Source organism: Citrobacter sp. Cpo065 (assembly GCF_030332805.1).
Classification (GTDB): domain Bacteria; phylum Pseudomonadota; class Gammaproteobacteria; order Enterobacterales; family Enterobacteriaceae; genus Citrobacter; species Citrobacter portucalensis.
In genome coordinates this window covers 42,126-67,696 of record NZ_JAOWHC010000029.1, presented here as the reverse complement: position 1 = coordinate 67,696, position 25,571 = coordinate 42,126, and the positions used below count along the sequence as shown (strand labels likewise).

The window sequence follows — 25,571 nt, the reverse complement described above, 5'->3', positions numbered from 1 at the left end:
CGCGAACCTTACTCCTGCGGCCACAGCCAGGCCGCACCGCGTACACCGCTGGAATCCCCGTGTAGCGCCTTGCGTAGAGGCGTTTCGCATTCGCCGCCAAAGACAAACTGCTTAATCAACGTCGGAACGTTTTGATACAGTCGGTCGACATTGCTCATTCCGCCCCCCAGCACAATGACGTCCGGATCGAGAATATTCACCACATGTGCCAGTGATTTCGCCAGACGACGCTCATAGCGGCTCAACGCCTGCTCCGCAAGAGCATCCTGCGCAGTAACAAGGCTGATAATTTCATTGCCTTTGAGCTGCTTACCGCTCAGACGCTGGTAGTCGGTGGCAAAGCCGGTCCCGGAAATGAAGGTTTCAATGCAGCCTTGTTTACCGCAATAACAGGGGACTTCCTGTCGGAAACACAGCTCATCTTCGTCCATCCATGGCAGCGGATTATGCCCCCACTCGCCCGCGGTACCGTTACCGCCCGTGTGCGCCCGACCATTCAGTGCCACGCCTGCGCCACATCCAGTGCCGATAATCACCGCAAACACGGTTTGCGCCCCGGCCGCCGCACCATCCACCGCTTCTGAAACCGCCAGACAGTTGGCATCATTTGCCAACCGCACTTCACGATTCAGACGCGAACTCAGGTCTTTGTCAAAAGGTTGTCCGTTAAGCCAGGTCGAGTTGGCATTCTTTACCACCCCGGTGTAGGGCGAGATTGAACCTGGAATGCCCATTCCCACGGTTCCCGTCTGCCCGGTGGCGTTTTCCGCCATCTCCACCAGCGTGGCGATGGTTTCTATCGTTTGCCGATAATCATCACGCGGCGTGGGCAGGCGATGGCGAAAAAGCTGTTCGCCCGCATCGCCAAGCGCAATAACTTCCGTTTTCGTTCCGCCCAAATCGATACCTATACGCACTGTTTGCTCCTCTTCCCGATTAACAATGCAAGCATAGCGACAATTCGCTATCATGCCCGCTGGATTTAACGACAAGGCCGTGGAAATTATCATGCTGTGGTTCAAAAATTTAATGGTTTACCGTCTTAGCCGCGATGTTTCTTTGCGAGCCGAAGAAATGGAAAAACAGCTGGCATCAATGACGTTCACCCCTTGCGGTAGCCAGGATATGGCAAAAATGGGCTGGGTTCCGCCGATGGGATCGCACAGCAATGCATTAACGCATACCGCCAATGGCCAAATTATTATCTGCGCCCGCAAAGAAGAAAAAATTCTGCCGTCGCCGGTTATCAAACAGGCGCTGGAAGCCAAAATATTCAAACTGGAAGCTGAGCAAGGTCGCAAACTTAAGAAGACCGAAAAAGACTCGCTGAAAGATGAAGTTCTGCACTCATTGCTGCCGCGCGCCTTTAGCCGCTTCAGCCAGACAATGATGTGGATCGATACCGTCAACGATCTGATCATGGTTGATTGTGCGAGCGCGAAAAAAGCCGAAGATACGCTGGCGCTGCTGCGTAAGAGTCTCGGTTCGCTGCCGGTCGTTCCGCTGACGATGGAAAACCCTATTGAGCTGACGCTGACCGAATGGGTTCGCTCCGGCACCACGGCGCAGGGCTTCCAACTGCTGGATGAAGCTGAACTGAAAGCGATCCTTGAAGACGGCGGTGTGATCCGCGCGAAAAAGCAGGATCTGGTCTGCGACGAAATCGCCGTGCATATCGAAGCGGGCAAACTGGTCACTAAGCTGGCCCTCGACTGGCAGCAGCGCATTCAGTTCGTTATGTGTGACGACGGCTCCATTAAGCGCCTGAAGTTCAGCGACGAGCTGCGCGATCAAAACGAAGATATCGACCGCGAAGATTATGCTCAGCGTTTTGATGCCGATTTCATCCTGATGACAGGTGAACTGGCGGCGCTGATTAAAAGTCTGGTGGAAGGATTAGGCGGCGAAGCGCAACGTTAAGCTGTGTTTAGCGAATGGCGACTCAATATCGCCATTCGTCATTTTTACGCTTACAGGTAACGGCAAAGATAGGATGTTGGCTCTGCTACCTGCAGATGAAACTCGCTGTTGCCCGGTACGTTAAACACGTCTCCTGCGGCATACACTTTCCACTCGGTTTCCCCTGGCAGCAGCACGTTCAGTGCGCCACTAACTACCGTCATCTCTTCAGGCGCCGCAGTACCAAAGGTATATTCACCTTCAGCCATCACGCCTACACTGGCGCGGCCAGTACTGCTGCTGGTAAAACCGATCGATTTTACTTTGCCGGAAAAGTATTCATTACTTTGAAGCATACAACTGGCCCTATCTCGTGATTAAGTTAATACCCAATATAGGGGGCTGACGTTCCACCTGTCACGCAAAATTACGCCAGCAATTCCGAAGCCAGTCGGGCAATCAACACATTGGACAGCAGAACCGGGACATCCAGCGACTTTTGCAGTAAATCACGATGACGTTGATGAAACCCCAGGCAGTCCAGCATAAGAACATCAGCACCTTGCTCAAGGAGATATTTCCCGGCATCAATCAGCTGTTGTTCAGAACCTTCTACTGGATTCGCCACGGCGTACACTGGCGGAGTTTGTAACACCTGCCACTTTTGTGTCTGGGCTTTGAGCAATTCAGCAACAGGTACAATGACCCCAACCTGATGCCCTTCGACAATCGAAGCCACTAACGGGGGAATAATGCGTATAGGTTCCAACAAGATACTATTGCGGGCGGTCAGACGGGTGATTGAGGCGGTACTCATCAGCAGGATCACATCAAATCCCTGATTATCGAGAACCTCCACAATGCTTTGCAGCGAGCGTTCCACTTTCTGACGTGAGACATGAGCAAGTTGGTGGTCGCTAAGCAGCGTTAATAACAGCTCGTCACCGGGTGAAGCCCCGTACTCGGCCATCACATCTTCTCGCTGCATCTGCCCCAGCAGACTGTGGTGAGTAATGTGCTGTTCATCAATATATTCCGTCAGGAGCGGTAACATCTCACACATCGGCACAACGCCAATCGTGAGGATAGCCAACGACGTACTCATTTGTTGCTCCACCGTCTTCTTACTTTGCTGTGAAATCCCGGATAAGTGCCGGGCGCTGACCTGTGCTACAAATGCTCAAAAGCGTAGCAGTAGATCGGCGGTGTATTGTGTAAAGATTCCAGATCATTCCAGTACTGGATTGTTATTGTTTAATTTTCAATTTTTACTGTATACGGCGAAATTTAAAATAATGTGATGCACGCCCGGACTGGCACTTTTAAGACTCGTGCCAGAGCGGTCTTCATATCAGGTTTTATCGGGGTCTTCGTAGCGTTTTTTAGCATCCATCGCTTCCTGAGCTGAAGGATGCTCACTGATCAACGAATTCGGTTTAGGGTGGTCGGCACGAAGTTGATACCAGGTTACCGTCTGGCCTGGCGTCCCTTTTTCAACCGTAACAATGGTCGCTTGACGTGGGTAAGGTGGTTGTGTCGGCATAGTTCTTCCTTTTCACTGGATGAACATTAAGTATAGACACCGCCCTGCAACCGTGGCGCTGCCTGCGCCAGTATCCCAAGAATGTCTTCCACTACCTGCGAAGGCGGATTGGTGGCATCAACGATATAGTGCGCAGCCTCACGATACAGAACATCACGCTGGGCGAGCACTTCCTGAACCTCTTCGGTCAACGGTTTGCCGGTTAGAGTCGGTCGTAATCCTTCTTCAGGCGTGGCCTCCAGACGATCAACCAGTACCGATACCGGTGCGCTTAGATAGATAACCACGCCGTGGCTGCGCATGTAATGACGATTAAATTCGGTAAGAATGATACCGCCGCCGGTCGCAACAACCGTGGCAGGAGCGGTGACAGCCTGCAGAGCGGCCGTTTCCTGGGCACGAAACCCTTCCCATCCTTCTCTTTCGACGATTTCTGCCACGGTCATTTGCACGTGCGATTGCAACCAGCGATCGGTATCAACGAACTGGAAATCAATAGCCTTTGCCAGCGCCATACCGGTTGTCGTCTTACCACACCCCCGGGGGCCAACAAGAAAAAGAGGTTGCGTCATCACAGAATTTCCCCAGAGAGCCGCCAACAAGCGGGATCTGATGCGGTTAAAAATATAATCATATCATCAAACTAGTACATCGCCAAAAATGTAAAGAAAGAATTACAGAAAGAATGACGAGATGAGTTAACCCCTACTATAACAAGAATTCACAATGAATAAAGTGTAAATAATAAATTACACACTCTATTTTCTACGCTGAACTTCCAGCCACCACTTATCCAGTTCAGCCGCAAAATGCTGTCTGTCGCGGGGCGAAAGGCTGTCCGGCCCCCCGGTCTGGATACCGCTGGCACGCAGTGTATCCATAAAATCACGCATCATCAGACGCTCACGGATCGTCGCTTCGGTATAACGTTCGCCGCGCGGGTTAAGCGCCGCCGCACCTTTTTCAATCACTTCAGCCGCCAGCGGAATATCTGCCGTTATCACTAAATCACCGGCGCTGCACTGACGCACAATCTCGTTATCAGCCACGTCAAAGCCCGCAGGCACACGTAATGTGCTGATGAAACGCGAAGGCGGGACGCGCAGGCTTTGGTTGGCCACCAAAACAAGCGGCATTTGCATGCGCTCAGAGGCGCGGTACAAAATGTCTTTAATCACATTCGGACACGCATCGGCATCCACCCATATTGTCATAACTTCTCCCCACTGGTGTGCTGTCGCACATTGTCGCGTGCTTTTACTTTCAGGCAAAGTGCTGTTTCTCCTTCTGAACATATTCATTCCGCGCTAAGCTTAGCTTTCCCAGATTTACCCTAAATAATTCGGGTTGCAGGCAGGCGGCAAGAGAATGAGTCCGGATGAGCTTACTCTGGTAAGTGATTCGGGTGAGCGAACGCAGCCAACGCACATGCAACTTGAAGTATGACGGGTATAAAACAATGAATATCATCCATAGGGAGTGACAAGATGGACAAGAAAATTGGTTTTATCGGCTGCGGTAATATGGGCAAAGCCATTCTTGGCGGCATGATCGCCAGCGGTCAGGTTCTCCCCGGACAAATCTGGGTCTACACCCCTTCCCCCGATAAGGTCGCCGCGCTGCACGACCAGTACGGCATTAATGCGGCGCAGTCTGCACAAGAAGTCGCGCAGATCGCTGATATTGTTTTTGGGGCCGTAAAACCAGGCATCATGATTAAGGTGCTGAGCGAAATTACCTCCAGCCTGAACAAAGATTCCCTTGTCGTCTCGATTGCCGCCGGTGTTACCCTCGATCAACTTGCCCGCGCGCTGGGTCATGACCGTAAAATCATTCGCGCGATGCCAAACACGCCATCGCTGGTGAACGCCGGAATGACCTCCGTCACGCCAAACGCCTTAGTCACGCCGGAAGATACGGCCGACGTGCTCAATATCTTCCGCTGCTTTGGCGAAGCTGAAGTCATTGCGGAGGCAATGATTCATCCGGTCGTTGGCGTCAGCGGTTCAGCACCGGCCTATGTATTTATGTTTATCGAAGCGATGGCAGATGCCGCCGTTCAGGGGGGGATGCCCCGCGCACAGGCTTATAAATTTGCAGCACAAGCGGTAATGGGTTCGGCGAAGATGGTTCTGGAAACGGGTAAACATCCTGGCGAATTGAAGGATATGGTGTGCTCGCCGGGTGGAACCACCATTGAGGCGGTACGCGTCCTGGAAGAACGCGGTTTCCGTTCATCGGTGATTGAAGCGATGATTAAGTGCATGGAGCAGTCGGAAAAACTCAGCCGCTCCTGAGTTAACACCGCCGGACGTCAGGCCGCCGCTTCAGTGCGGTTACGTCCGGAATTCTTTGCTTTGTAGAGAGCCATATCTGCTGATTTTAACCATTCTCGATAGTGTTCAGTTTCAGACGTCAGCGGCGCAACGCCCACGCTAATGCGCAGGTCAACCTGCGGCGCGCAAGATAAACGCAGTTGGGTAAGCCGTTCGTGAACACGAGACATCGCTGCAATCGCGCTGCTCGCTGACGTGCCACACATGATTACCGCAAACTCATCACCGCCAAAGCGACCAATCACATCGCTACCGCGTAAGGTCATCTGTAACTGGCGGGTCAGTGCAACAATGGCCTGATCCCCGACGTCATGGCCCCAGGTATCATTGATACTCTTAAAATGGTCGATATCGATGATAAGGAGCGTGGCATCACGCTGATGGCGGCGGCAATTATCAAATTCATTCCGCAGCAACAGTTCCCAATGACGTCGGTTATAAACCCCGGTCATCCCATCTCGCGTACTCATAACCTGTAAGCGACGTTTATGTTCTGCCAGCCTGATGAGCGTCTGGTAACTCACCCAGGCAAACAGCAACGGGTAAACCACTAACACCGGCAGCGACAGCAGCACACTCAGTTGCGTACTGCTAAAAGCCACGGGAATATCCGTTAACTGTAACGTCACCAGGCAGGAAACCACCATCAACACGGCGCCTGCGATGAAGACACGCATACCCCCTGCGCCCATCAGGTTGATACAGATAATCATCAACAGCGCCGTGGATGGCAGCAAGTTTATCCCCATAATCCCCATCCACATCCCGGCGAGAATGGCATCGGCTTTTAAGTTGGTATATTCGCTATGCAGTGGATCGATAGCTTTACTTGCCAATTGCCATGCCAGATGCGGCCAGACAAACGCCCATCCCACCAGCAAAAGCCACCAGCCTCCGGTTATTGGCTGAGAAACTAATACCGACGCGATAGGGAAAAACATTCCCCCCAGTCCCACCGCTCGTGGCAGCCTGATTCGTCGGGCAAATCGCAGACCGGAACGTTGGTGATCATTTTGATGAAGCAATATAAATGCTTCATTCGGGACGACCTTCTTTTGATAAAAGTTTTCATCATTCATCGTATTTGGGAATATTCTGAAACAAATTTCCCAAATTATAGGAAGGGGTCTGGTGGCGGAAGTATGATATTTCGGGTGAGCGATTTTACCTGCTCACCCGGAAGTGCTAAGCAGATTTTTTCAGGCAAGCGCTCATAAACTTATTACGATCATCGCCTTTCAGAGACTGCTCCGTCGCCTTGACGTTGCATTCACGCATTTTCTGCTGCTGCGGCGTCAGGCTCTTTTCCTCAGGCGCAGATTTACTGTTTTTCAGGCAATCACTCATATAGGTCTTACGCGCATCCCCTTTTAAGGTCTGCGCCGTGGCCTGCTGATTACAGGTGGTCATACGCTGTTGTTGCGGGGTTAACGTCTTCTCGGCAGCACCGACTGTAGTTAAAAAAATAAGGCCAAAGAGTAACGTCATTAATAATGTAATTTTCATAGCACCATCCTTTTCTGAACGACGACACACAGGTAAGTTTGGCTGCTAACGATAAAAATACCACCCGACGGCAAAAGTATTGCCGTCGGGTGTCAGCTTATTTCAGTCCTAACGCCGCTTTCATGGTGTAAAACAGATCGGTTTGATCGGTCAGGCCAACCACATTCGCCGCATGAGGGCCATAGGCTGCAATACGCAGTTGGCTGCCGGTGTGCTCCTGGGACTCTTCTTCAGAGTTGCCATAGCTAATGACCATCACCGCGCCATCTTTAGTGTTCAGCGCCTGCGTTAAACCGGGTGCTTTAGTATCCGGTGCGACAATCTGGCTGGCATGCGCGTGGTCAGCGGTTACCACAACCAGGGTGTTGCCATCTTTCTTCGCAAAGGCAAGTGCACGCTGCACCGCTTCATCCAGATCGACCGTTTCACCAATTTGTCCACACGGGTTAGCGGCGTGATCTTGTTTATCGATCGACGCGCCTTCTACTTGCAGGAAGAAACCTTTCTCATTTTTGCTTAACAGCTCAATCGCTTTATCCGTCATCTGCGCCAGCGTTGGCACGCTGTCGTTACGTTTTGGATTTGGCGTACAGGTCACTACCGGCTTATCCAGGTTGCCGTGATAAGACGCTTTCGGCCCTTCCCAACGCACTGGCATATTACCGTCTGAGAACAGACCCAACAGCGGTTTATCCTGATTCGCTTCGCTAACAGCCGCCAGCGTCGCGGCATCACTCACCTTCTGGTAACCACGGGCCTGGGCTTGTTCCCGCAGAGTTTTACCCTGCCACTCACCTGCCGTAGCGGTTTCAGTAAAAGTCTTTGCCCCGCCGCCTAACGTAACATCCGCACGAGCATTCAATAATTGTTCGGTAATTGACCCTTTACCGCCTTTTTCCAGCGCGTTCGTCGGGCATTTTTCAGCCGTCACGCTCGGACCATAGCATTTACGCGAAGTGACATGGGCAACCAGTGCGGCCGGCGTGGCATCCTGCAATTCAGCCGTGGAAACGTTGCCTGTCGCCAGACCTGCCGCTTTGGCCATTTCCAGAATCGTGGTGTGATCTTTTTCATGAATATCCACACCCAGCGCCCCGTTATAGGTCTTCACGCCGGTTGTCCATGCTGTCGCAGATGCTGCTGAATCTGTCACATAATCGGGCTTGCCCGTTTTCTTATCCAACGCATAATGTGTGTATTGTCCGGTCAACGGTAAAGCATCAATACCTTTAAAAAAGCCGCCCGCGCCTTCAGCATAATTTCGCGCTGCCGTTATTTCGGAGTCGCCCATCCCATCGCCAATCAGTAAAATTATATTTTTGGCCGGTTTATCGTTCAGGGATTCGCGCAGAGCTGCCGTTTGATCGGCAGACAATCGGCGAGCGCCACCCGGCGTGGTGATATCTCCCTGAGCAGCACGATTATCCATAACCACTACAGTAGATGTTTCTGCATTAATAACCGGGGTAAACAGCAAAGGTAACAGGGCAATAGCCAGAGCGCTTTGTTTCACTTTATATTTTCCATGTATAAATACGGTAAAATTAAAACAAAGCGACTATAAGTATTTGATGTGACACTTTTATGATAATTTGTGGTTACCCCACCACAGATGGATCACAACGCTTTTGGTACGCACTCGCCAGCATTATGTATGTTCGTCAGAAACGCGGGCATGCGGTTTCCGCCAGCCAGCGCCCCCTCAATTTGACGAATAAATATTTGCCGATCGTTCCACGCCATATTGCTCAGCATTTCGATGATTACCCGCTCTAACGTTTCGACCTGTGCCGCCAGATCTTGCGATTCTTCTTCTTTTTGCGCGAGCTTAAGTAACAACTCAGTGACGAGGTTTTTCATTTGCCTATTCCCTTAACAAAATATGGGCCACGTTATCATTAAGGCTCACGACTGCCTAGAGGATGAAAGTTGTATTTTTATAAGGAATAAAAAGATTTGAGAAAACAATCACAACACAAAATAAGGGTAAATGCGTCTGGATGCAGAATGATTCAATATAAAAAGGTAAGAAAAGTAATAATCACACAAATATATAATACACACTTATGAATTAACAACGCTGACAGGCAGCGTTGTTAATCAGGAACTCAACGAACCTCGCGCCGACGTCGCAACGCGATAGCCAGTTGCCAGATATTGATAAGCACAATGCTTGCTGTAGCAATGAACACCCAACGGAACCCCGCCATTGCCGAAACCGTTGCACCCATCAATGGCCCGGCGACGTTGCCAAGGTACATAAATGACTGGTTATAGCCAAAGATGCGCCCGGTTATCTGGTCGCTGGAGTATTTCACCAACAGCGTCTGCACCGCCGGCAACATCGCACCATCAGCAAAGCCGAGCAGAAAACGTAGAATTCCCAACTGCAACGGCGTGGTAACCCACGACATGGCAAAAAACAGCACCACCGCGAAGATTAACGTCGCCATTAAAATCCGCTCAGTACCAATACGGTCGCCTAATTTACCAAGTCGGGGCGCGGAAATCAGAGCAGAAATGCCCGGTACTGAGGCTATCAACCCACTGAGAAAAGCAATATTCGAACTGTCCGGGACCATTGATTTAATAAACAGCGCCAGAATAGGCCCAATTGAGCCGTTACACAGTTGAATCACCATGGTGGTAAAAAACAGGCTGATCACCAACGCTGGATGCGAAAGCGAGGCAAACACGGCCTTCCCACTCAGACGTTCGCTTTTTTTAATCGTCGGGCGAACGCCCTCTTTGATCAAGAACAGTGTGACCAGAAAACTCACCACCAGCAAGGCGGCGGTAATACAGAATACCGCTCGTAAGCCAACATGATCGGCGATAAAGCCTCCCATCAGCGGTCCGCCAATGACGCCGCTAATTTGCGCCGTAGAGAGCGTACTCAGCGCCCAGCCGCTGCGCTCGCGTGGAACCTGTGACGCAACCAGCGCCATCGCATTAGGAATATAGCCGGAGGTTAACCCCATCACCCCGCGCAGCAGAAAAAGCTGCCAGACGTTAGTGGCAAATGCCTGTAGCAAAATCGCAATGGCCATCCCCAGTGAGGCCCGCAGCAGCATCAGCTTGCGTCCTTTACGGTCGGCCAGACTGCCCCACATCGGAGAAACAATGGCTGAAATCAGAAAGGTGACGCTGAACGTTAATCCGGACCACATTGATAGCGCTTCATGCGAGGTCACGCCCAGTTGGGAGATATAGAGTGGTAAAAAAGGCAAGATTTGGCTAATCGCCAGTCCGGTAAAAAAACACCCGAACCAAACGGAAATAAGGTTAACTCTCCAGGATTCCATAAGGACTCATAACGATAATTAGCTGAAAACTGCGAGCAGCTTAACAAATTACTTAGCCGAATAAGGGTCTACAGGTGCGATAAATCACAGTTTAGGATTTTATCTTCCCGCTCATCATATTTGTGATATAGCTCACATCAAACCCATAATATAAACAGGGGATTGTGCTTCCCGCGCGATCTGCGTGTATGTCCCCTTCTAATCCCCTGTCATTCGCCAAAACAATCTGCCAGAAGCCGAAGAAACCTGCGTTTTGTCGTGGTAATGTATGTGCTTTGCATTCATGGAATGGGTTTTTAAGATGGCAAAGTTGCGGGTAGGAATCGTATTTGGTGGTAAATCAGCGGAACATGAAGTGTCATTGCAATCGGCAAAAAATATTGTCGATGCCATCGACAAGACTCGCTTTGACGTTGTGCTGTTAGGTATTGATAAACAAGGGCAATGGCACGTCAGCGATGCCAGTAACTATCTGCTCAATTCAAACGATCCGGCGCATATTGCGTTGCGACCTTCTGAGACCAGCCTGGCGCAGGTACCGGGTAAACAAGAGCACCAGTTGATCGATGCACAAAACGGTCAACCGCTGCCGACGGTCGATGTTATTTTCCCGATCGTACACGGTACTTTGGGTGAAGATGGCTCTCTGCAGGGCATGCTGCGCGTGGCGAACCTGCCGTTTGTCGGTTCTGATGTGCTGGGTTCTGCTGCCTGTATGGATAAAGACGTGACCAAACGTCTGCTGCGTGATGCCGGGTTAAATATCGCGCCATTTATTACGCTCACTCGAGCGAATCGCAACAGCATCAGCTTTAGTGAAGTGGAATCCCGCCTGGGTCTGCCGCTGTTTGTAAAACCGGCCAACCAGGGATCGTCCGTTGGCGTCAGTAAAGTAACCAGCGAAGCCCAATACGATCAGGCCGTCGCGCTGGCATTTGAATTCGATCATAAAGTCGTTGTGGAGCAAGGGATCAAAGGCCGCGAGATCGAATGTGCGGTACTGGGCAACGATCATCCGCAGGCCAGTACCTGTGGTGAGATCGTGCTGAACAGCGATTTTTACGCTTACGACACTAAATACATTGACGATAACGGTGCCAAAGTTGTCGTTCCGGCAGCAATTGCGCCAGAGATTAACGATAAGATCCGCGAAATCGCCATTCAGGCCTACCAGACTCTGGGCTGTGCCGGCATGGCGCGCGTGGACGTCTTCTTAACTGCTGAAAACGACGTTGTGATCAATGAGATCAACACGCTGCCTGGCTTTACCAACATCAGTATGTATCCGAAGCTGTGGCAGGCGAGCGGTTTAGGCTATACCGATTTGATCACTCGCCTGATCGAACTGGCGCTGGAACGCCATGCTGCGGATAGCGCGCTGAAAACCAGTATGTAAACCCGTCAGGATGCCTTATAGAGCTATTGGGCATCCTTTGCTTCATCATCTTCAACGCGGCGACGGATGATTAATCCGGCCAGCCAAAAGCTAATCACCCAGGTCACCAGCCCCACCGCATAAGTTTGCCATCCCTGCGCTTCAAAACCTAATAACCCCACCACGCCATTCAGAATAAAGATAAGCCCAATAGCGAAGGCATAGTAGTGCCAGTCTCGGCGGATTTTTACAGGCAGGTTCATAACAGCTCCGGTGGAAATACAACACAGGGAGGCATCCTCGCACATTTCCCCGAGGGCGTCTGTGGCCTGTGCGGAATTTCTTAAATGTAACTCAGTTTAACTTAAGGTTACATAATTGTGACCGCCAACAAAAAACCGAAATCCAGGAATAATCTCTACCTGAAATTACCATCATTCTGATATTGACATTGCCGATCACCTGTCAGACTCACTCTCAGTTCCAGGCATTACGTCAAAAAAAGCAGGTTATTTCCGGAGGTCTTTATGGCTGATTTTACGCTCTCAAAATCCCTGTTTAAGGGCAAGCATCGGGATCCCTCCTCCCTGCCCGGCAACATTGCGTATGCCGTATTTGTGCTGTTTTGCTTCTGGGCGGGTGCACAGATTTTAAATCTGTTGGCCCACGCGCCCGGCATCTATGAAGAACTGATGCAGCTGCAAATGCAGGAGACAGGACGCCCGCGGGTTGAAATCGGTTTAGGCGTCGGTACCCTCTTTGGACTGATCCCCTTCCTGGCCGGAAGCCTGATTCTTGGCGTCATAGCGGCGGTCATGCGCTGGCGTCACCGTCATCATAAAGATGACTGATTCATACACTTCGCCCGACGATCGTCCACCCGTTTAGCAAACCACGCAGTAGTCAGATTACGCGTGATCTTCGGGCTTTCCAGTTGAATGCCCGGCAGCATTTCACGGGGTAACGTTTTCCCGGTCTTCGCTTCCGCCAGCTTATAAACCTTTTCGTACAATGCGGTTTTTTCAAAGGCCAGGCTGTCACCTTTTTGCAGTTGACGGCGGATCTCACTCTCGCTCATCCCTAGCTTCCCGGCCAGTTTACGTACCGCCAGCTCCGTTTTGCCCGGCTCACTGCTGCCATAGAGAATCAGATCCCCGTCCATCGCCAGCTTCACTCCGCTGGCTTTACTGACCGCATTCTGGAAAGCTGCATTGCGGCTCGCATACCATCCGGCATTAAAATCGGCGAAGCGGAAGATTGGCGCACTGTAATTCGCTGGGTAGTTGAGCAGATGATACGTACCGAACCACAACCCACCACGGCGGCTAAACACTTCCTGACGTACCGTCCCAGCCATTTTCCACGGATACCCGCTGGTGTGCTGCTCAGCAAACGCGATACTGACCTGCATTGGACCACCGGTATGTACCGGATTAAGCGATCCGAACAATGTCTGCCCCATCGGCACCATGTTGATGAAATCATCAAAGATGGCGCTAAGCTGTTTTTCCGTCTTCACCGTATCCAGACGCTCGCTGTAGCTTTTCCCCGTTGGCGAGTTAATCTTTAGCGCGGTATGCACGACAAACAGCGGGATATGCATGCGTTCTGCGCGACGGTCAATCTCTTTCCAGGCGATTTTGCTTAAACCAGGAACAGCCGGATCGGCCTGGAAGTTTGACTCCTGCTGCGCAACCGCCAGCACCGAACAGATATTTTCAACCGTTGGTGCCAGCTTCTGGCTTTCAAAGGTCTTTGCCAAATCCTGCGCCCATGCGTCCCGGTCTTTCACGCTGGCGGGCATTTTCTGGCGCACCACGCTCGCCACATCGACGGCTTTCTCCCCTTTTTTTAGCGGCTGCGCGGGTTGACTACTGCATCCCACCAGCACTAATGCTGCCAGACCGGACAAGGGGTAAAGACGGGAAACCGTCGACATAACATCTCCTTTTGTTAACTAAGAGTATGGGTAACTTCCTGAATTTCCTGACCATCAAGCTCGCGCTCAAAGCTGCGCAGACGCTTATAAATAGACATCAGTTCCACTAACGTTGTCCAGGAGTTAATCAAATACTGGAACGAGCCGCGCACCTGGCCAAATACGTTGGTGATTTGCGTCATCAGGCCGAGCGTAATCGTACCGGCAACAATTGACGGAAACAGCAGGAACAAACCGAAAACGTTATCAACCTGCAGGTAAAGAATACGGGCGATATTGAAGTACATATAGTGAAAATAGAGACGGAAGTAGTTTTGCCGTACCGCATGGAACAGTTCACGCACCGTCGGTGGCGTCGCACGGTTGCCATCATCTTCGCCATAGACCAATTCTTTACGATAGGCCGCTTCCACGCGCTGGTTTTTAAACTCCAGCCCGGGAAGTTTTATCCCGACCACGGCCAGTAAACCGGTTCCCATCAGCGACCAGACAATCGCGGCAATCACCAGGCCATAAGGCACATGTCCAACAATCGGCAGGTCAGGAACATGGGCAGAGAGTGTAACCAGTACAGGCAGGAAGGCAATCAGCGTCATAATTGCGTTGATAAAGCTGACGCCCATATCTTCCAGCGTAGAAGCAAAACGCATGGTGTCTTCCTGCACACGCTGCGCTGCGCCTTCGATGTGACGCAAATGCTGCCAGTGTGCCATATAGTGTTCGTTCATCGCGGTACGCCAGCGGAACACATAGTGGCTAACGAAGAAGTTGTTCATCACACCAATGACCACGGCTATCAGCGCAATGCCGAGAAAAACGCCCACTTCATGATAGAACTGCTCAATCTTCACCTTGTGTGGTGCGCTGAGCGCAGTTTGAATCAGGTCATAAAATGGCGCATACCAGGCGTTGACGGCGACGCCGACTTCAACCAGAAACCAGGTCACAAAAATAATCAGCGATGTGCCCAGAATAGACCAGTACTGCCAGCGATGTGGGCTGTAGAGAAACCAGAACAGCGCGAACACCCCGACACAAAGAATGTAGTACGCATAAAAAATCAGGTAATCCAACGACCAGAAACGCGCTGCGCTAATAGGTACGTCTCCCGACGCGCCGGTAATATGTGCAACCCAGGCTCCCCCACCTGCTTGCCAGAATACAACGGCGACGAGTGCCCAAATAAATGCCGAAATAAAGAACGGCCCCGGCTTTGGGAAAAAAGACTTAAACATAGTGCTCTCCTGCTAACTTCTTATCGTTATGACGACTGCTGTGCATTTGCCACCGTAGAGTGCGGAGGCCAGACGGCTTACGCCCAAAAACACAAGCTGAAACCGACAATTGTGACCAAAACCGAGGCACTTAGTTCGCACCTCGGTTATGAAGAATTGTTTCTGTGGTTTTCACACTCGACAACGTTCCAGTATGTGCAGATTATCACAGCGTGAGATCACAAAAGCGAACATCCGCAATCCAGGAAACTCCTGTGTTTACTCATCGTTACGTTTTTCCCACTATCATTGGTTGATAAGCGCTTTGCAATACGCCGATGAGTAGTATAAATACGCATACGCACGACATCCTTTTTCACTTTCTCTAACTCATGGACACCACCGTTGAAACGTAGTCTGCTTTTTTCTGCCGCGCTGTGTGCGGCGTCATTGACATCTGTCCAGGCGGCACAGCCTATAACCGATCCGGTCTTCGCCTCTGATATCGTTGATCGTTATGCCGACCATATATTTTACGGCAGTGGTGCTACGGGGATGGCGCTCGTGGTGATTGATGGTAATCAGCGTGTATTTCGCAGTTTTGGTGAAACACGCCCCGGCAATAATGTTCACCCGCAACTGGATTCCGTAATCCGCATTGCCTCAATTACCAAATTAATGACCAGCGAAATGCTGGTGAAATTACTCGATCAGGGCACGGTCAAACTCAACGATCCATTGAGTAAATATGCACCTCCTGGCGCACGCGTACCCACTTATCAAGGAACACCAATTACGCTGGTGAATCTGGCGACGCATACCAGCGCACTGCCGCGCGAACAGCCAGGCGGCGCGGCCAAGCGCCCGGTGTTTGTCTGGCCAACCCGCGAGCAGCGCTGGAGCTATCTCTCAACGGCAACGCTTAAAGCCGCGCCTGGATCGCAGGCTTCTTATTCCAACCTGGCGTTTGATCTGCTGGCCGATGCGCTGGGTACCGCGTCCGGTAAGCCTTATCCGCAGCTGTTTGAAGAAAAAATCACCCGTCCGCTGGGGATGAAAGACACCACCTTTACGCCGTCCCCCGATCAGTGTCGACGCCTGATGGTCGCGGAAAAAGGTGCCAGTCCTTGTAACAATACGCTGGCAGCGATGGGCAGCGGCGGCGTCTATTCAACGCCTGGCGATATGATGCGCTGGATGCAGCAGTATCTCTCTTCTGACTTTTATCATCGTAGCCAGCAGGCCGACCGGATGCAGACGCTGATTTACCAGCGTACGCAGTTAACTAAAGTGGTGGGAATGGACGTTCCAGGCAGAGCCGATGCGCTTGGTTTGGGCTGGGTCTACATGGCGCCGAAGAATGGCAGACCGGGAATTATTCAAAAAACCGGTGGCGGCGGTGGCTTCATTACCTATATGGCGATGATCCCACAGCAAAACGTTGGGGCATTTGTCGTAGTGACGCGCTCTCCGCTGACCCGTTTTACCAATATGAGCGACGGTATCAACGAACTGGTTGCGGAATTGAGCGGGTACAAGCCACAGGTCATTCCTGCATCCTGATTCAATACTCAAAAGGCAAACGGTTAATGCACACCAGTTTGCCTTTATTCATTTCAATGTAACCGCCTTTACGCAATGCTGCGAGAACCTCAGCGACAACCGAGCGTGAAATTCGTGTGCGTTGGTGAATATAGTTCATAACGCCAATGCGTGAACGAAGGGCTTCATCCCATTTCGTCATAGAGATCAATGTCGCGCGGATCTGATCGTAGGAGTTGTTGCCGATCAACTGCAGATCGCGTAATTCAAGCATGGAGTTTTGCCATGCCAACCAACAAAAAGCTTCACGCCAAAGCTGGCACTCTTCAATTATATTAATTGTTTGCGAGGCGGGTAGATGGTATCCCGTACAATCGCTTTCCGTGATTAATCTGTATTGTATATCTGTTTTTATCACACCATCTGAAAGCCCCATAATAAACGGTGCCTGCGCAATACCGACCAGCACATTCTCCCCTCGCCTCAGGGAAATTACACCATTTAAAATGATAAAGGTATCGTCACTGTTTATATCACTGGAATAAATTATTTCTTTATCGTTATCACACTCAAAGTGTTTGCCATATTTTGACAAACATTTATCAAGCTTACCAAATTCCACAAGCGGTTTATTTGCAGACAACATTTGGGCATCCCTTGCAATAAATGCCCGTCAAATCCGTGACGGGCATTTTTCTGAGTTAGATTATCTTTTCTTTAACAACAAGAGATGTCTTACCAGGTATATTTAACACCAACATTTGCAGACCAGTCTTGATCAACATCGCCACCACCGAGGTAGTTAGCATCGGTGTATGCGCTGAAGTTTTTGGTAAAGCTGAACTGAGTACCCAGTCCAACACGTACCGCAGAACCTTCTACACCGTTGTCGATAGAGTCGCCGTTTACGTCAGAATCGTTGTTAGAGTCGTCGTAAACGTAGGCCAGTTTGAAGTACGGGGTCAGCGCCTGGTCGTCGCTATAAGCGAAGGTATAACCTGCATCGACACCGAGTTCATAACGCATGCTGTCATAAGACTGACCGTCAACTTTCATGTCGTTGCTCAGCTTATAGTCATCACCAGACTGGAACAGACCGGATACGCTGCCGTATGGCGTTACGTAACCTGCGTCACCCAGCTTCAGGTCATAACCCAGTTTCAAGCCAAAGCCCCAGGCATCAGAAGAGGTGCTGCCATCAACATACTGACCGTTGCTCATGTTAGCAGTCAAATCGTTGTTGAAGTGAGAGTAGCTTAAGTTACCGTCAACAAAGATGTTGTTGGCAAAGTGAGCAGAAGAGTAGATGTAGGCAGTCTGGCTATCCTGATCCACCTGACCGGTACGGTCGCTCATATCACCTTTCGCGAAGCCTGCTGCAGCACCGACAATCCACTTAGCGTTGTTACCATCAATTTTGGAATCAACACCGACCATGATGCCGTTAACATCCTGATCGTAGTTAATGGTGCCGTTATCTGCATCGAAGCTACCACCGAAGTAGCTTACCCATGCGCCACCGTTATCAACCAGACCATGACGCGCGTTAGTCAGACGAGTACCAACGGTATCTTGTTCCAGGTTCCAGATATTGGTGTTAGCAGACGGAATGCTCAGCGCCATGTTCGCGTAGTCTGTCAGTTCCATCTGCTGCAGAACAACGGTGTTACCCTGCTGCTGTGCCTGATAGGTGTAAGCACCCAGGTCAGCTTTGTTAGCTGCAGAGAAGGTCGCAGTGCTGTTCGCGTCGTTAACGTAGACCAGCTCGTTACCCTTGTAATCCGCAACAGAACCTGCGCCAGTCGCGTTGTCGATACGGACTTTATAGTTACCAGTTGCCGCCGCTACGTGGTCACCATAGTTATCAACTTCAGACTGATCGCCTGAGGTGTCGGAATCGCCGTTACCGTTGATAGTCAGATGACCATCAGAGTTCATCGCGATCACGCCATAACCGTAGTTAGACTGAGATTTATCGTTAGTGCGATCGTTGGTCAGATCAGCATTCAGCACATAGTCAGTGCTGTTGATGTCGAAAACACCCGCGTTAACATGGTTATAAGCGTCGGTGTAGCTAGTCAGGTTCAGGGTATCAACCTGCAGTGCATTACCGGTACTGTTACCCACATCCAGAACGCCGTTATTAGTGACGTTAATGGTGTTTGCATACAGCGCAGCTTCAAGCACATTCCAGCCAGCAGAAACATCATCGGCGATTGTGACAGTACTGTTGTCGATAGACAGCGTATCCGTCGCAACATGACCATCTTCGTTGATGTTCAGTGCTGAAGCACCAGTCAGAGAGATGGAGTCAGCAACCAGCTCAGAATCACCCACGTTGACGACAGAACCGCTGTTGATGCTCAGGGTATCAATCAGGGAAGTTTTGGTGGTATCCCACTGTGAAGCACCGTTCAGCGTGACGTTGAACAGGCCGCTCTGGTAGACAGCGTTGCCCACTACATGACCATTTTCGTCATAAGAAGTTGTGTCGCTATCAATACCGTAGGTTGAATCCGGCCACAGGCTGTTAGCAGTGATGTCGATCAGCGTAGCGGTGGCTTCAGTACCCGCATCGTAGCTGTCATAAACTCCGTCACCATCGGCGTCAACCTGGTGCACGGACATTGCCGCGCCGACCCACTTACTGCCGTTGTTCAGGGTCAGATCCAGACGGTCAGTACCGTCCCAACCATTGGTATCCAGGTCAGCATCGGTATCACGATAAGTGTCAGCACCGTTCGGGAAGAAGTTCTCATCGAAGTTGCTGGAGAACAGCACATCACCCATCAGTGTGGAATTGTTAAATGTTGCGGTGGTCTGCATCGCGTTATCCGCATTTGGATTAGCAATAACCGCTAATGCAATATCGTCAGCATCCCTGTAATTACCGCTGTAGTCGCTTGCATTGCTGGTGTTACCAAACCAACCGGTGGTGCCTTCGTCAGTCAATGAACCAGAGGTCAGAGTAGAATCGCTGACAGCGATGGTGTTGTTAAACACTTCACTGCTGTTTACGCCAGTGCTGACGGTATTATCGTCAATATCTGCCCACTCGTAACCCTGAGTCAGGGTAATGCCAGCAACGTGAGAGTTGGCGGAGATAGACAGATCAACTTCTTGATCCAGCGTGATAGCCGTACCCAGGTTATAAACGTCGACAACGTGTGTGTCAGCTGCGTCATTATACGTACCGTTGTAGGTGTAATGTTCGTAGTTGTCATCGATAGTTGAGTTGATGACGTTCATCGCCAGGCGATCGTAGTAATAGTCAGTACCCGTACGGTTAGTACAATCCGTGGTCATACATTCGGATGTCACCATACCGTGAATGGTGCTGTTTTTAATCGTCAGGCTATTGTTATTGGTGTTAGTAGACAGCCCATCATCCAGATAATAAGTAGAAATAACGCCGTTGACAGTGGCGTTATTGATTACCGGATAAATATCACCGTTATAAATACTATCGGTATCGTAATTGTTCCAACCGACATATCCATCATAATAGACGCCATCCGCATAGGATGCGTCATTATAATGAGCAAACGTTGTGTAGGTGGTCCCAGAGATATCAGTTGAAGCATTCGCCTGAGAAGTGATTGCCAAAGTGCAGGCTAATGCTAATTGTGAGACTACAAGTTTCTTTTTCCAAGTGTGCATTTGTCATCCCTCCTCAGGGACGTAATATAGTTGATCCATCAATTATCAATGCAAAGAAAACATTTTATGTTTCGCGGGGAAGATTATGCGGTTTCACAAAGGAAAGGTTCAATTATTCTTTGGTTTAAGTCCGATTACGGACAATAGACATGCAAATTATTCGAAACAGCAAATAAACGTAAAAATCATTTTTATTTTAGACAGTTACATGTAAAACCATTGGCAAAACAATATATTGAACTTATGATTAACTTAAAAATTAAACGTCAGTAAATAAATACCGTTAAATCTCGCCACTTAATTAAAAATTAAATTAAACTAAATTCACCATAAAACTAATCACTATTTAAAATAGTCATAATTGCAAAAATAGAGATAACACATAATACCAAGCATTGATAACATCAACATAACCTCGGCATAACGCCAACTTTCGTAACCCCCTCGCCCTCAGGTTCGGGTATACTACGGCCTTCGATTCCACAAACATCAGGCATACCATGACAGACCTAATCCAACGCCCTCGTCGCCTGCGCAAATCCCCTGCGCTGCGCGCTATGTTTGAAGAGACAACACTCAGCTTAAATGACCTGGTGTTGCCGATCTTTGTTGAAGAAGAACTCGACGATTACAAAGCTATCGACGCCATGCCCGGCGTGATGCGCATACCAGAGAAACACCTGGCGCGCGAAATCGAACGTATTGCTAATGCAGGCATCCGCTCGGTCATGACCTTCGGGATTTCTCATCACACCGATGAGACCGGCAGCGATGCCTGGAAAGAAGACGGTCTGGTGGCGCGCATGTCGCGTATCTGTAAGCAGACCGTACCGGAAATGATCGTCATGTCCGATACCTGTTTCTGTGAATACACCTCGCACGGTCACTGCGGCGTATTATGCGAACACGGCGTTGATAACGACTTAACCCTTGCCAACCTCGGCAAGCAGGCAGTCGTTGCCGCAGCAGCGGGCGCAGATTTCATCGCCCCTTCCGCCGCAATGGACGGCCAGGTACAGGCGATTCGCCAGGCGCTGGACGCCGCGGGCTTCACCGATACTGCGATCATGTCCTACTCCACCAAGTTTGCCTCTTCTTTCTACGGCCCGTTCCGTGAAGCCGCAGGCACGGCGCTGAAAGGCGATCGTAAAACGTATCAAATGAACCCGATGAATCGCCGTGAAGCGATTCGCGAATCGCTGCTGGATGAAGCCCAGGGCGCAGACTGCCTGATGGTGAAACCGGCTGGCGCGTATCTCGATATTCTGCGTGATATCCGCGAGCGCACCGAGCTGCCGATTGGCGCTTATCAGGTCAGCGGTGAATACGCGATGATCAAATTCGCGGCGATGGCAGGTGCAATAGATGAAGAGAAAGTGGTTCTGGAAAGCTTAGGCTCGATCAAACGCGCTGGCGCGGATCTGATCTTCAGTTACTTCGCACTGGATCTGGCTGAGAAGAAAATCCTGCGCTAACCACTTTGTTGCCGAATGGCGACTTCACCTTATCGGGCCGACAGTTCCAGGCCCGATAAGTAAAACCCCACCAACAATCACCCTGCCCGATAAAAAGGCTGATCCCCGAGGATCGTCGCCCGGTGCATAATACGCCGCTGCGGCAGATAATCCGCATTGGCATAATGTTGCGTGACGCGATTATCCCAAATCGCCACATCGTTGGGCTGCCAGCGCCAGCGCACCTGAAACTCCGGTTTGGTGATATGGGCGAATAAAAAGCTTAGTAACGCCTCGCTCTCTTTTTCCGTCACATCGACAATTCGCGTAGTAAATCCCTCATTCACAAACAGTGCCTGTTTACCGCTTACCGGATGGGTCCGCACCACCGGATGTAGCAATGGCGGATGTTTCGCCACCGCATCCAGCCAGCGCTGATGCTCCTCTGGTGTCTTGCGGTATTTATATTCCTGGAACGATTTACGGAAATCATGCTCTGCCCGCAGGCCACTCAGCAACTGACGAAACGGCTCAGACAATGCCTCATAAGCAGCAATTCCGCTGGTCCATAGAGTGTCTCCCCCGGCCGATGGCAGCTCTTTTGCTGCCAGAATCGCCCCGGCAGGCGGCGTGTCGATAAAGGTGACATCGGTGTGCCAGTTGTCGTTATCCGGCGGATTATCGTTATGGGTATCCAGCACGATAATTTCCTCTACCCCTTCGGCATGTGGATAGACAGGGTGAATATGCAGATCGCCGAAACGCAGCGCCAGTGCCCGCTGCTGTTGTGGCGTAATCACCTGCTGCCGCAGAAACACCACCTGGTGGCGCAGTACCGCATGATAAAGCTGTTCAAACTGATTATCGCTCAGCGGGCGCGTCAAATCCGCACCAGTGATTTGTGCGCCAATGTACGGCCCCAGCGGGGTAATGCTCAGACGTTCACTCATTGTACTTCTCCATGCCAGGGCGTCAGGCGACGCTGAAGCGCGCGCAGACCCAGTTCTAAAATAAATGCGATAACGGCAATGACCGCGATCCCTGCCAGCACCACATCCGTTGCCAGAAACTCACCGGCTGACTGCACCATAAATCCTAACCCTCGCGTGGCAGCGATCAGTTCAGCTGCCACCAGCGTCGACCAACCCACGCCAAGCCCGATGCGTAACCCGGTGAGGATCTCCGGTAATGCCCCCGGCAAAATAACAAACCACAGCACCTGCGCACGGCTGGCCCCCAGCGACTGCGCGGCGCGCACTCTCACCTGCTGCGCACTTTTCACCCCCGCCAACGCCGACATCGCCACAGGGGCGAAAATCGCCAGATAGATCAGCAGGATCTTGGAGGTTTCACCGATGCCAAACCAAATGACCATCAGCGGTAAATAGGCCAGGGGAGGAACCGGGCGATACAGTTCAATGATCGGATCGAGAATGCCGCGCATCGTAGGACTCAGCCCCATCGCGATCCCAACCGGAACGCCCAGCAGCACTGCCGCCAGCAGTGCGATAACAATACGCGTCAGACTCGCCGCCAGATGTTGCCACAGCGTGGCATCCATAAACCCTTGCGGCCCGGCAATGACGATCAGCTTTTGTAAAACCTGTCCCGGAGGCGGTAAAAACAGCGGACTGATTAACTGCAGCGCCGCCACCGTCCACCACACCGCCAGAATGACGGCCAACGTACCAAGGCTTAAGGTAATCTGCCGCGAGAACGGCCAGCGCCAGTTCAGCACCCGCTGGCGACGGGGTTTATCATTAATCACCACGCTCATGAGAATGCCTCCCGTTGTTCAAAGACCCGACCTAACACGTACTCGCGCATGGCGATAAACAGCGGATCGGACTTAATGCTGCGGCTCGACTCTCCGGCCACAAAGCGACGGGCGAAATTGAGCGGCAGACGTTCCAGTACCCGGCCTGGTCCTGGGGACAGCAATACCAGCTCTGTCGCCATAAACACCGCTTCTTCAATATCGTGGGTAATCAGCAGCACCTGTTTGCCAGTCTCATGCCACAGCTTCAACAGTAGGGTTTGCATCTGCTCGCGGGTAAAGGCGTCGAGCGCACCAAAGGGTTCATCCAGCAGCAACAGCTGCGGATTGGCCGCCAGCGCCCGCGCAATGCCAACGCGCTGACGTTGCCCACCGGAAAGTTGCCAGATAAAGCGTTTTCCCGCGCCCTCCAGCCCGACTTTCTGCAACATCTCCAGAGCAATACGCTGACGCTGCGGCTTGTCCACGCCCGCCAGCTGCTGCCCAAAAGCCACGTTGTCCTGCACGTTACGCCAGGGCAGCAGACCTTCGTTCTGGAACACGACCCCGCGATCTGCCCCCGGACCATCAACCCTGTTACCCGCCAGCGTGATGCTGCCATGCTGATACGGCACAAACCCGGCAATCAGATTTAACAACGTGGTTTTCCCACAACCGGAAGGCCCGAGTACCACCAGCAGTTCACCGCTATCGAGCGTCAGGTTGATATCCTCCAGCGCCGGTTTTCCACCGTAGCTGGCGGCAAGATGAGAGATTTGCAGCATCATCGCCTCCTTATTTATTGCACGAAGCGATCGGTCACGTACTGGCTGTAATCTGTCGCGACAGCGGGGACTTTGCCCTGCTCTTTAAGGAACTGCGCGGTGTCGATAATCGCTTTGTTCACCGGGCCGGTTAGCTCAGCGGTTTGCTGTTGCGGTGTCAGGTAAGTGTTACCTTTCACCAGCCCCGGAACATCCGCCTCCGGTACGCCGCTCAAACGCGACAGTTTGCTGATATTCTCCGGCTGTTTCAGCCATTCATCAGGATTAGCGATATAAGGCTGCTGGGCATCGATAGCGCTTTTGGCAAAGGCTTTCACCACCTCAGGATGCTTCTCGGCAAAATCTTTGCGCACCACCCACACGTCCAGCGTCGGTGCCCCCCACTCGCCAACCTGCGAGGAGTCGGTTAACACCTTTCCGTCTTTTTCCAACGCGCTGACCGCAGGTGCCCAGACATACGCACCATCAATATCTCCGCGCTGCCATGCGGCAATAATCGCCGGTGGTTGCAGGTTCACAATCTCCACCTGGCCGGGTTTAATCCCCCAATGTTTCAACGCCGCCAGCAGGCTGTAATGGGTGGTGGAAATAAACGGCACGGCAATGCGTTTGCCAATCAAATCTTCCGGTTTACTGATGTTTTTCTTCACCACCAGCGCCTCAGAATTGCCAAGCTTTGATGCCAGCAGGAAAACCTCAATAGGCACCTGCTGACTGGCAGCGACCGCCAGCGGGCTGGAGCCAAGATTACCGATCTGCACATCACCGGATGCCAGCGCACGAACGATGCTCGCCCCGCTGTCGAATTTGCGCCAGTCAACGGTCGCCCCGCTCTCTTTGGCAAACGTGTTATCCGCCTGCGCCACTTTGGCAGGTTCGGCGGAGGTCTGATAAGCAACGGTGACGTTCACCGCCTGCGCCTGAAATGCGATGAATGCCAGTACGGCAAGAAATGCGTTACGCGATGAAATAGCCATGATTGTCTGCTCCCCTGTCTTGTTATGGAGGCAGTATTTCGTTGCGGCACATTTTGATAAAGGAATTAAAAATTCTGGCTAAGAACAAAGCGTTTTTAGAAAAAAAGCGGCAATAGTTAGCTATTTCGCTCATTACGGAACGTAGGCCGGATAAGGCGCTTGCGCCGCCATCCGGCAATCAATGCCTGATGCGCTGCGCTTATCAGGCCTACACTCGCTGTAAATTATTGCGATTTTGTTACATTCGTTACATATCCGCGCCACGATGATTGCCAGCGCG

The 25,571-nt window shown here is 51.3% G+C and carries 26 protein-coding genes; 6 read left to right on the top strand and 20 right to left on the bottom strand.

Features of this window, described 5'->3' with window-relative positions:
• Positions 1-8 precede the first annotated feature (8 nt).
• On the bottom strand, positions 9-917 hold the full coding sequence (gene mak, locus OGY68_RS06365; protein WP_057068902.1) for a fructokinase: 909 nt from the start codon (positions 915-917) through the stop codon (positions 9-11).
• Between the two features lie 91 nt (positions 918-1,008).
• Between mak and rdgC the strand changes: the two genes are divergently transcribed.
• Complete coding sequence (gene rdgC / locus OGY68_RS06360) at positions 1,009-1,920, top strand: recombination-associated protein RdgC (protein ID WP_286616897.1); 912 nt, start codon at positions 1,009-1,011, stop codon at positions 1,918-1,920.
• A gap of 50 nt (positions 1,921-1,970) precedes the next feature.
• Here rdgC and ppnP read toward each other — a convergent pair whose 3' ends face one another.
• From ppnP to OGY68_RS06335, 5 genes are all read right to left on the bottom strand, one after another.
• A complete protein-coding gene (gene ppnP, locus OGY68_RS06355; RefSeq protein WP_003021477.1) occupies positions 1,971-2,255 on the bottom strand; it encodes a pyrimidine/purine nucleoside phosphorylase in 285 nt (94 codons plus the stop codon).
• Between the two features lie 71 nt (positions 2,256-2,326).
• The gene (locus OGY68_RS06350; RefSeq protein WP_003830963.1) at positions 2,327-3,004 is read right to left on the bottom strand and encodes an AroM family protein; all 678 of its coding nucleotides are present in this window, start codon (positions 3,002-3,004) and stop codon (positions 2,327-2,329) included.
• 246 nt (positions 3,005-3,250) lie between these two features.
• The gene (gene yaiA / locus OGY68_RS06345) at positions 3,251-3,442 is read right to left on the bottom strand and encodes a protein YaiA (protein WP_003021472.1); all 192 of its coding nucleotides are present in this window, start codon (positions 3,440-3,442) and stop codon (positions 3,251-3,253) included.
• A gap of 26 nt (positions 3,443-3,468) precedes the next feature.
• On the bottom strand, positions 3,469-4,014 hold the full coding sequence (gene aroL, locus OGY68_RS06340) for a shikimate kinase AroL (RefSeq protein WP_057068904.1): 546 nt from the start codon (positions 4,012-4,014) through the stop codon (positions 3,469-3,471).
• Between the two features lie 186 nt (positions 4,015-4,200).
• The gene (locus OGY68_RS06335) at positions 4,201-4,656 is read right to left on the bottom strand and encodes a YaiI/YqxD family protein (RefSeq protein ID WP_008783909.1); all 456 of its coding nucleotides are present in this window, start codon (positions 4,654-4,656) and stop codon (positions 4,201-4,203) included.
• Positions 4,657-4,929: 273 nt separating this feature from the next.
• Here OGY68_RS06335 and proC point away from each other — a divergent pair, with 273 nt between their 5' ends.
• A complete protein-coding gene (proC, locus tag OGY68_RS06330) occupies positions 4,930-5,739 on the top strand; it encodes a pyrroline-5-carboxylate reductase (protein WP_003021462.1) in 810 nt (269 codons plus the stop codon).
• Between the two features lie 17 nt (positions 5,740-5,756).
• Here proC and adrA read toward each other — a convergent pair whose 3' ends face one another.
• From adrA to OGY68_RS06305, 5 genes are all read right to left on the bottom strand, one after another.
• Positions 5,757-6,872, bottom strand: a complete 1,116-nt coding sequence (gene adrA / locus OGY68_RS06325) for a diguanylate cyclase AdrA (protein WP_095533161.1) — start codon at positions 6,870-6,872, stop codon at positions 5,757-5,759.
• Positions 6,873-6,963: 91 nt separating this feature from the next.
• Positions 6,964-7,284: a phosphate starvation-inducible protein PsiF gene (gene psiF, locus OGY68_RS06320; protein WP_003830956.1), complete on the bottom strand. Its 321-nt coding sequence runs from the start codon at positions 7,282-7,284 to the stop codon at positions 6,964-6,966.
• A gap of 97 nt (positions 7,285-7,381) precedes the next feature.
• On the bottom strand, positions 7,382-8,797 hold the full coding sequence (phoA, locus tag OGY68_RS06315) for an alkaline phosphatase (RefSeq protein ID WP_286616895.1): 1,416 nt from the start codon (positions 8,795-8,797) through the stop codon (positions 7,382-7,384).
• A 104-nt stretch (positions 8,798-8,901) separates the two neighbouring features.
• Positions 8,902-9,144, bottom strand: coding sequence for a sigma-S stabilization anti-adapter protein IraP (locus tag OGY68_RS06310; protein WP_057068908.1), 243 nt, complete (start codon positions 9,142-9,144; stop codon positions 8,902-8,904).
• A 248-nt stretch (positions 9,145-9,392) separates the two neighbouring features.
• On the bottom strand, positions 9,393-10,589 hold the full coding sequence (locus OGY68_RS06305) for a multidrug efflux MFS transporter (RefSeq protein WP_008783902.1): 1,197 nt from the start codon (positions 10,587-10,589) through the stop codon (positions 9,393-9,395).
• A gap of 301 nt (positions 10,590-10,890) precedes the next feature.
• Between OGY68_RS06305 and ddlA the strand changes: the two genes are divergently transcribed.
• Positions 10,891-11,985 carry a D-alanine--D-alanine ligase gene (gene ddlA / locus OGY68_RS06300; RefSeq protein ID WP_032944316.1) on the top strand — a complete coding sequence of 365 codons (1,095 nt, stop codon included), beginning with the start codon at positions 10,891-10,893 and terminating at the stop codon, positions 11,983-11,985.
• A 23-nt stretch (positions 11,986-12,008) separates the two neighbouring features.
• Here ddlA and OGY68_RS06295 read toward each other — a convergent pair whose 3' ends face one another.
• Positions 12,009-12,227 (bottom strand): DUF2754 domain-containing protein, encoded by a 219-nt coding sequence (locus tag OGY68_RS06295; protein ID WP_003830949.1) that lies wholly within the window; start codon positions 12,225-12,227, stop codon positions 12,009-12,011.
• A gap of 264 nt (positions 12,228-12,491) precedes the next feature.
• On the opposite strand from OGY68_RS06295, the gene OGY68_RS06290 reads away from it, so the two are divergent.
• Entirely contained in the window at positions 12,492-12,815 is a 324-nt protein-coding gene (locus tag OGY68_RS06290; RefSeq protein ID WP_032942507.1) for a DUF2755 family protein, read from the top strand.
• On the opposite strand, the gene OGY68_RS06285 is transcribed toward OGY68_RS06290, so the two are convergent.
• Together OGY68_RS06285 and sbmA are read right to left on the bottom strand one after the other, a co-directional pair.
• Positions 12,800-13,903, bottom strand: coding sequence for a DUF1615 domain-containing protein (locus OGY68_RS06285; protein WP_048214809.1), 1,104 nt, complete (start codon positions 13,901-13,903; stop codon positions 12,800-12,802). The two genes, OGY68_RS06290 and OGY68_RS06285, sit on opposite strands and share 16 nt — an antisense overlap.
• A gap of 14 nt (positions 13,904-13,917) precedes the next feature.
• Positions 13,918-15,138 carry a peptide antibiotic transporter SbmA gene (sbmA, locus tag OGY68_RS06280; protein WP_057067136.1) on the bottom strand — a complete coding sequence of 407 codons (1,221 nt, stop codon included), beginning with the start codon at positions 15,136-15,138 and terminating at the stop codon, positions 13,918-13,920.
• Between the two features lie 384 nt (positions 15,139-15,522).
• On the opposite strand from sbmA, the gene ampH reads away from it, so the two are divergent.
• Positions 15,523-16,680: a D-alanyl-D-alanine-carboxypeptidase/endopeptidase AmpH gene (ampH, locus tag OGY68_RS06275; protein ID WP_003830945.1), complete on the top strand. Its 1,158-nt coding sequence runs from the start codon at positions 15,523-15,525 to the stop codon at positions 16,678-16,680.
• Position 16,681: 1 nt separating this feature from the next.
• Here ampH and iprA read toward each other — a convergent pair whose 3' ends face one another.
• Positions 16,682-17,305: a hydrogen peroxide resistance inhibitor IprA gene (iprA, locus tag OGY68_RS06270; protein WP_003830944.1), complete on the bottom strand. Its 624-nt coding sequence runs from the start codon at positions 17,303-17,305 to the stop codon at positions 16,682-16,684.
• 89 nt (positions 17,306-17,394) lie between these two features.
• Positions 17,395-20,319 (bottom strand): autotransporter adhesin EhaB, encoded by a 2,925-nt coding sequence (gene ehaB, locus OGY68_RS06265; RefSeq protein ID WP_286580755.1) that lies wholly within the window; start codon positions 20,317-20,319, stop codon positions 17,395-17,397.
• 500 nt (positions 20,320-20,819) lie between these two features.
• Between ehaB and hemB the strand changes: the two genes are divergently transcribed.
• A complete protein-coding gene (hemB, locus tag OGY68_RS06260; protein ID WP_003830941.1) occupies positions 20,820-21,794 on the top strand; it encodes a porphobilinogen synthase in 975 nt (324 codons plus the stop codon).
• Between the two features lie 77 nt (positions 21,795-21,871).
• On the opposite strand, the gene tauD is transcribed toward hemB, so the two are convergent.
• From tauD to tauA, 4 genes are read right to left on the bottom strand one after another with little or no spacing between them, the layout of a single operon-like run.
• Entirely contained in the window at positions 21,872-22,723 is an 852-nt protein-coding gene (tauD, locus tag OGY68_RS06255) for a taurine dioxygenase (protein WP_057067134.1), read from the bottom strand.
• Positions 22,720-23,550, bottom strand: coding sequence for a taurine ABC transporter permease TauC (tauC, locus tag OGY68_RS06250; protein ID WP_008783892.1), 831 nt, complete (start codon positions 23,548-23,550; stop codon positions 22,720-22,722). The genes tauD and tauC overlap by 4 nt, the downstream gene beginning before the upstream one ends.
• Positions 23,547-24,314, bottom strand: a complete 768-nt coding sequence (tauB, locus tag OGY68_RS06245) for a taurine ABC transporter ATP-binding subunit (protein WP_057067133.1) — start codon at positions 24,312-24,314, stop codon at positions 23,547-23,549. Before tauB ends, tauC begins: the two co-directional genes overlap by 4 nt.
• 14 nt (positions 24,315-24,328) lie before the next feature.
• Positions 24,329-25,291 (bottom strand): taurine ABC transporter substrate-binding protein, encoded by a 963-nt coding sequence (gene tauA, locus OGY68_RS06240; RefSeq protein ID WP_057067132.1) that lies wholly within the window; start codon positions 25,289-25,291, stop codon positions 24,329-24,331.
• Positions 25,292-25,571: the final 280 nt, after the last annotated feature.

Coding starts and splice junctions, on each gene's coding strand:
- OGY68_RS06310 (WP_057068908.1), bottom strand. CDS start 9,144: ATGAAAAACCTCGTCACTGAGTTGTTACTTAAGCTCGCGCAAAAAGAA.
- psiF (WP_003830956.1), bottom strand. CDS start 7,284: ATGAAAATTACATTATTAATGACGTTACTCTTTGGCCTTATTTTTTTA.
- tauB (WP_057067133.1), bottom strand. CDS start 24,314: ATGCTGCAAATCTCTCATCTTGCCGCCAGCTACGGTGGAAAACCGGCG.
- tauD (WP_057067134.1), bottom strand. CDS start 22,723: ATGAGTGAACGTCTGAGCATTACCCCGCTGGGGCCGTACATTGGCGCA.
- OGY68_RS06305 (WP_008783902.1), bottom strand. CDS start 10,589: ATGGAATCCTGGAGAGTTAACCTTATTTCCGTTTGGTTCGGGTGTTTT.
- OGY68_RS06295 (WP_003830949.1), bottom strand. CDS start 12,227: ATGAACCTGCCTGTAAAAATCCGCCGAGACTGGCACTACTATGCCTTC.
- iprA (WP_003830944.1), bottom strand. CDS start 17,305: ATGTTGTCTGCAAATAAACCGCTTGTGGAATTTGGTAAGCTTGATAAA.
- ddlA (WP_032944316.1), top strand. CDS start 10,891: ATGGCAAAGTTGCGGGTAGGAATCGTATTTGGTGGTAAATCAGCGGAA.
- proC (WP_003021462.1), top strand. CDS start 4,930: ATGGACAAGAAAATTGGTTTTATCGGCTGCGGTAATATGGGCAAAGCC.
- tauC (WP_008783892.1), bottom strand. CDS start 23,550: ATGAGCGTGGTGATTAATGATAAACCCCGTCGCCAGCGGGTGCTGAAC.
- sbmA (WP_057067136.1), bottom strand. CDS start 15,138: ATGTTTAAGTCTTTTTTCCCAAAGCCGGGGCCGTTCTTTATTTCGGCA.
- ehaB (WP_286580755.1), bottom strand. CDS start 20,319: ATGCACACTTGGAAAAAGAAACTTGTAGTCTCACAATTAGCATTAGCC.
- ppnP (WP_003021477.1), bottom strand. CDS start 2,255: ATGCTTCAAAGTAATGAATACTTTTCCGGCAAAGTAAAATCGATCGGT.
- OGY68_RS06335 (WP_008783909.1), bottom strand. CDS start 4,656: ATGACAATATGGGTGGATGCCGATGCGTGTCCGAATGTGATTAAAGAC.
- tauA (WP_057067132.1), bottom strand. CDS start 25,291: ATGGCTATTTCATCGCGTAACGCATTTCTTGCCGTACTGGCATTCATC.
- OGY68_RS06285 (WP_048214809.1), bottom strand. CDS start 13,903: ATGTCGACGGTTTCCCGTCTTTACCCCTTGTCCGGTCTGGCAGCATTA.
- OGY68_RS06290 (WP_032942507.1), top strand. CDS start 12,492: ATGGCTGATTTTACGCTCTCAAAATCCCTGTTTAAGGGCAAGCATCGG.
- OGY68_RS06350 (WP_003830963.1), bottom strand. CDS start 3,004: ATGAGTACGTCGTTGGCTATCCTCACGATTGGCGTTGTGCCGATGTGT.
- aroL (WP_057068904.1), bottom strand. CDS start 4,014: ATGACGCAACCTCTTTTTCTTGTTGGCCCCCGGGGGTGTGGTAAGACG.
- yaiA (WP_003021472.1), bottom strand. CDS start 3,442: ATGCCGACACAACCACCTTACCCACGTCAAGCGACCATTGTTACGGTT.
- hemB (WP_003830941.1), top strand. CDS start 20,820: ATGACAGACCTAATCCAACGCCCTCGTCGCCTGCGCAAATCCCCTGCG.
- rdgC (WP_286616897.1), top strand. CDS start 1,009: ATGCTGTGGTTCAAAAATTTAATGGTTTACCGTCTTAGCCGCGATGTT.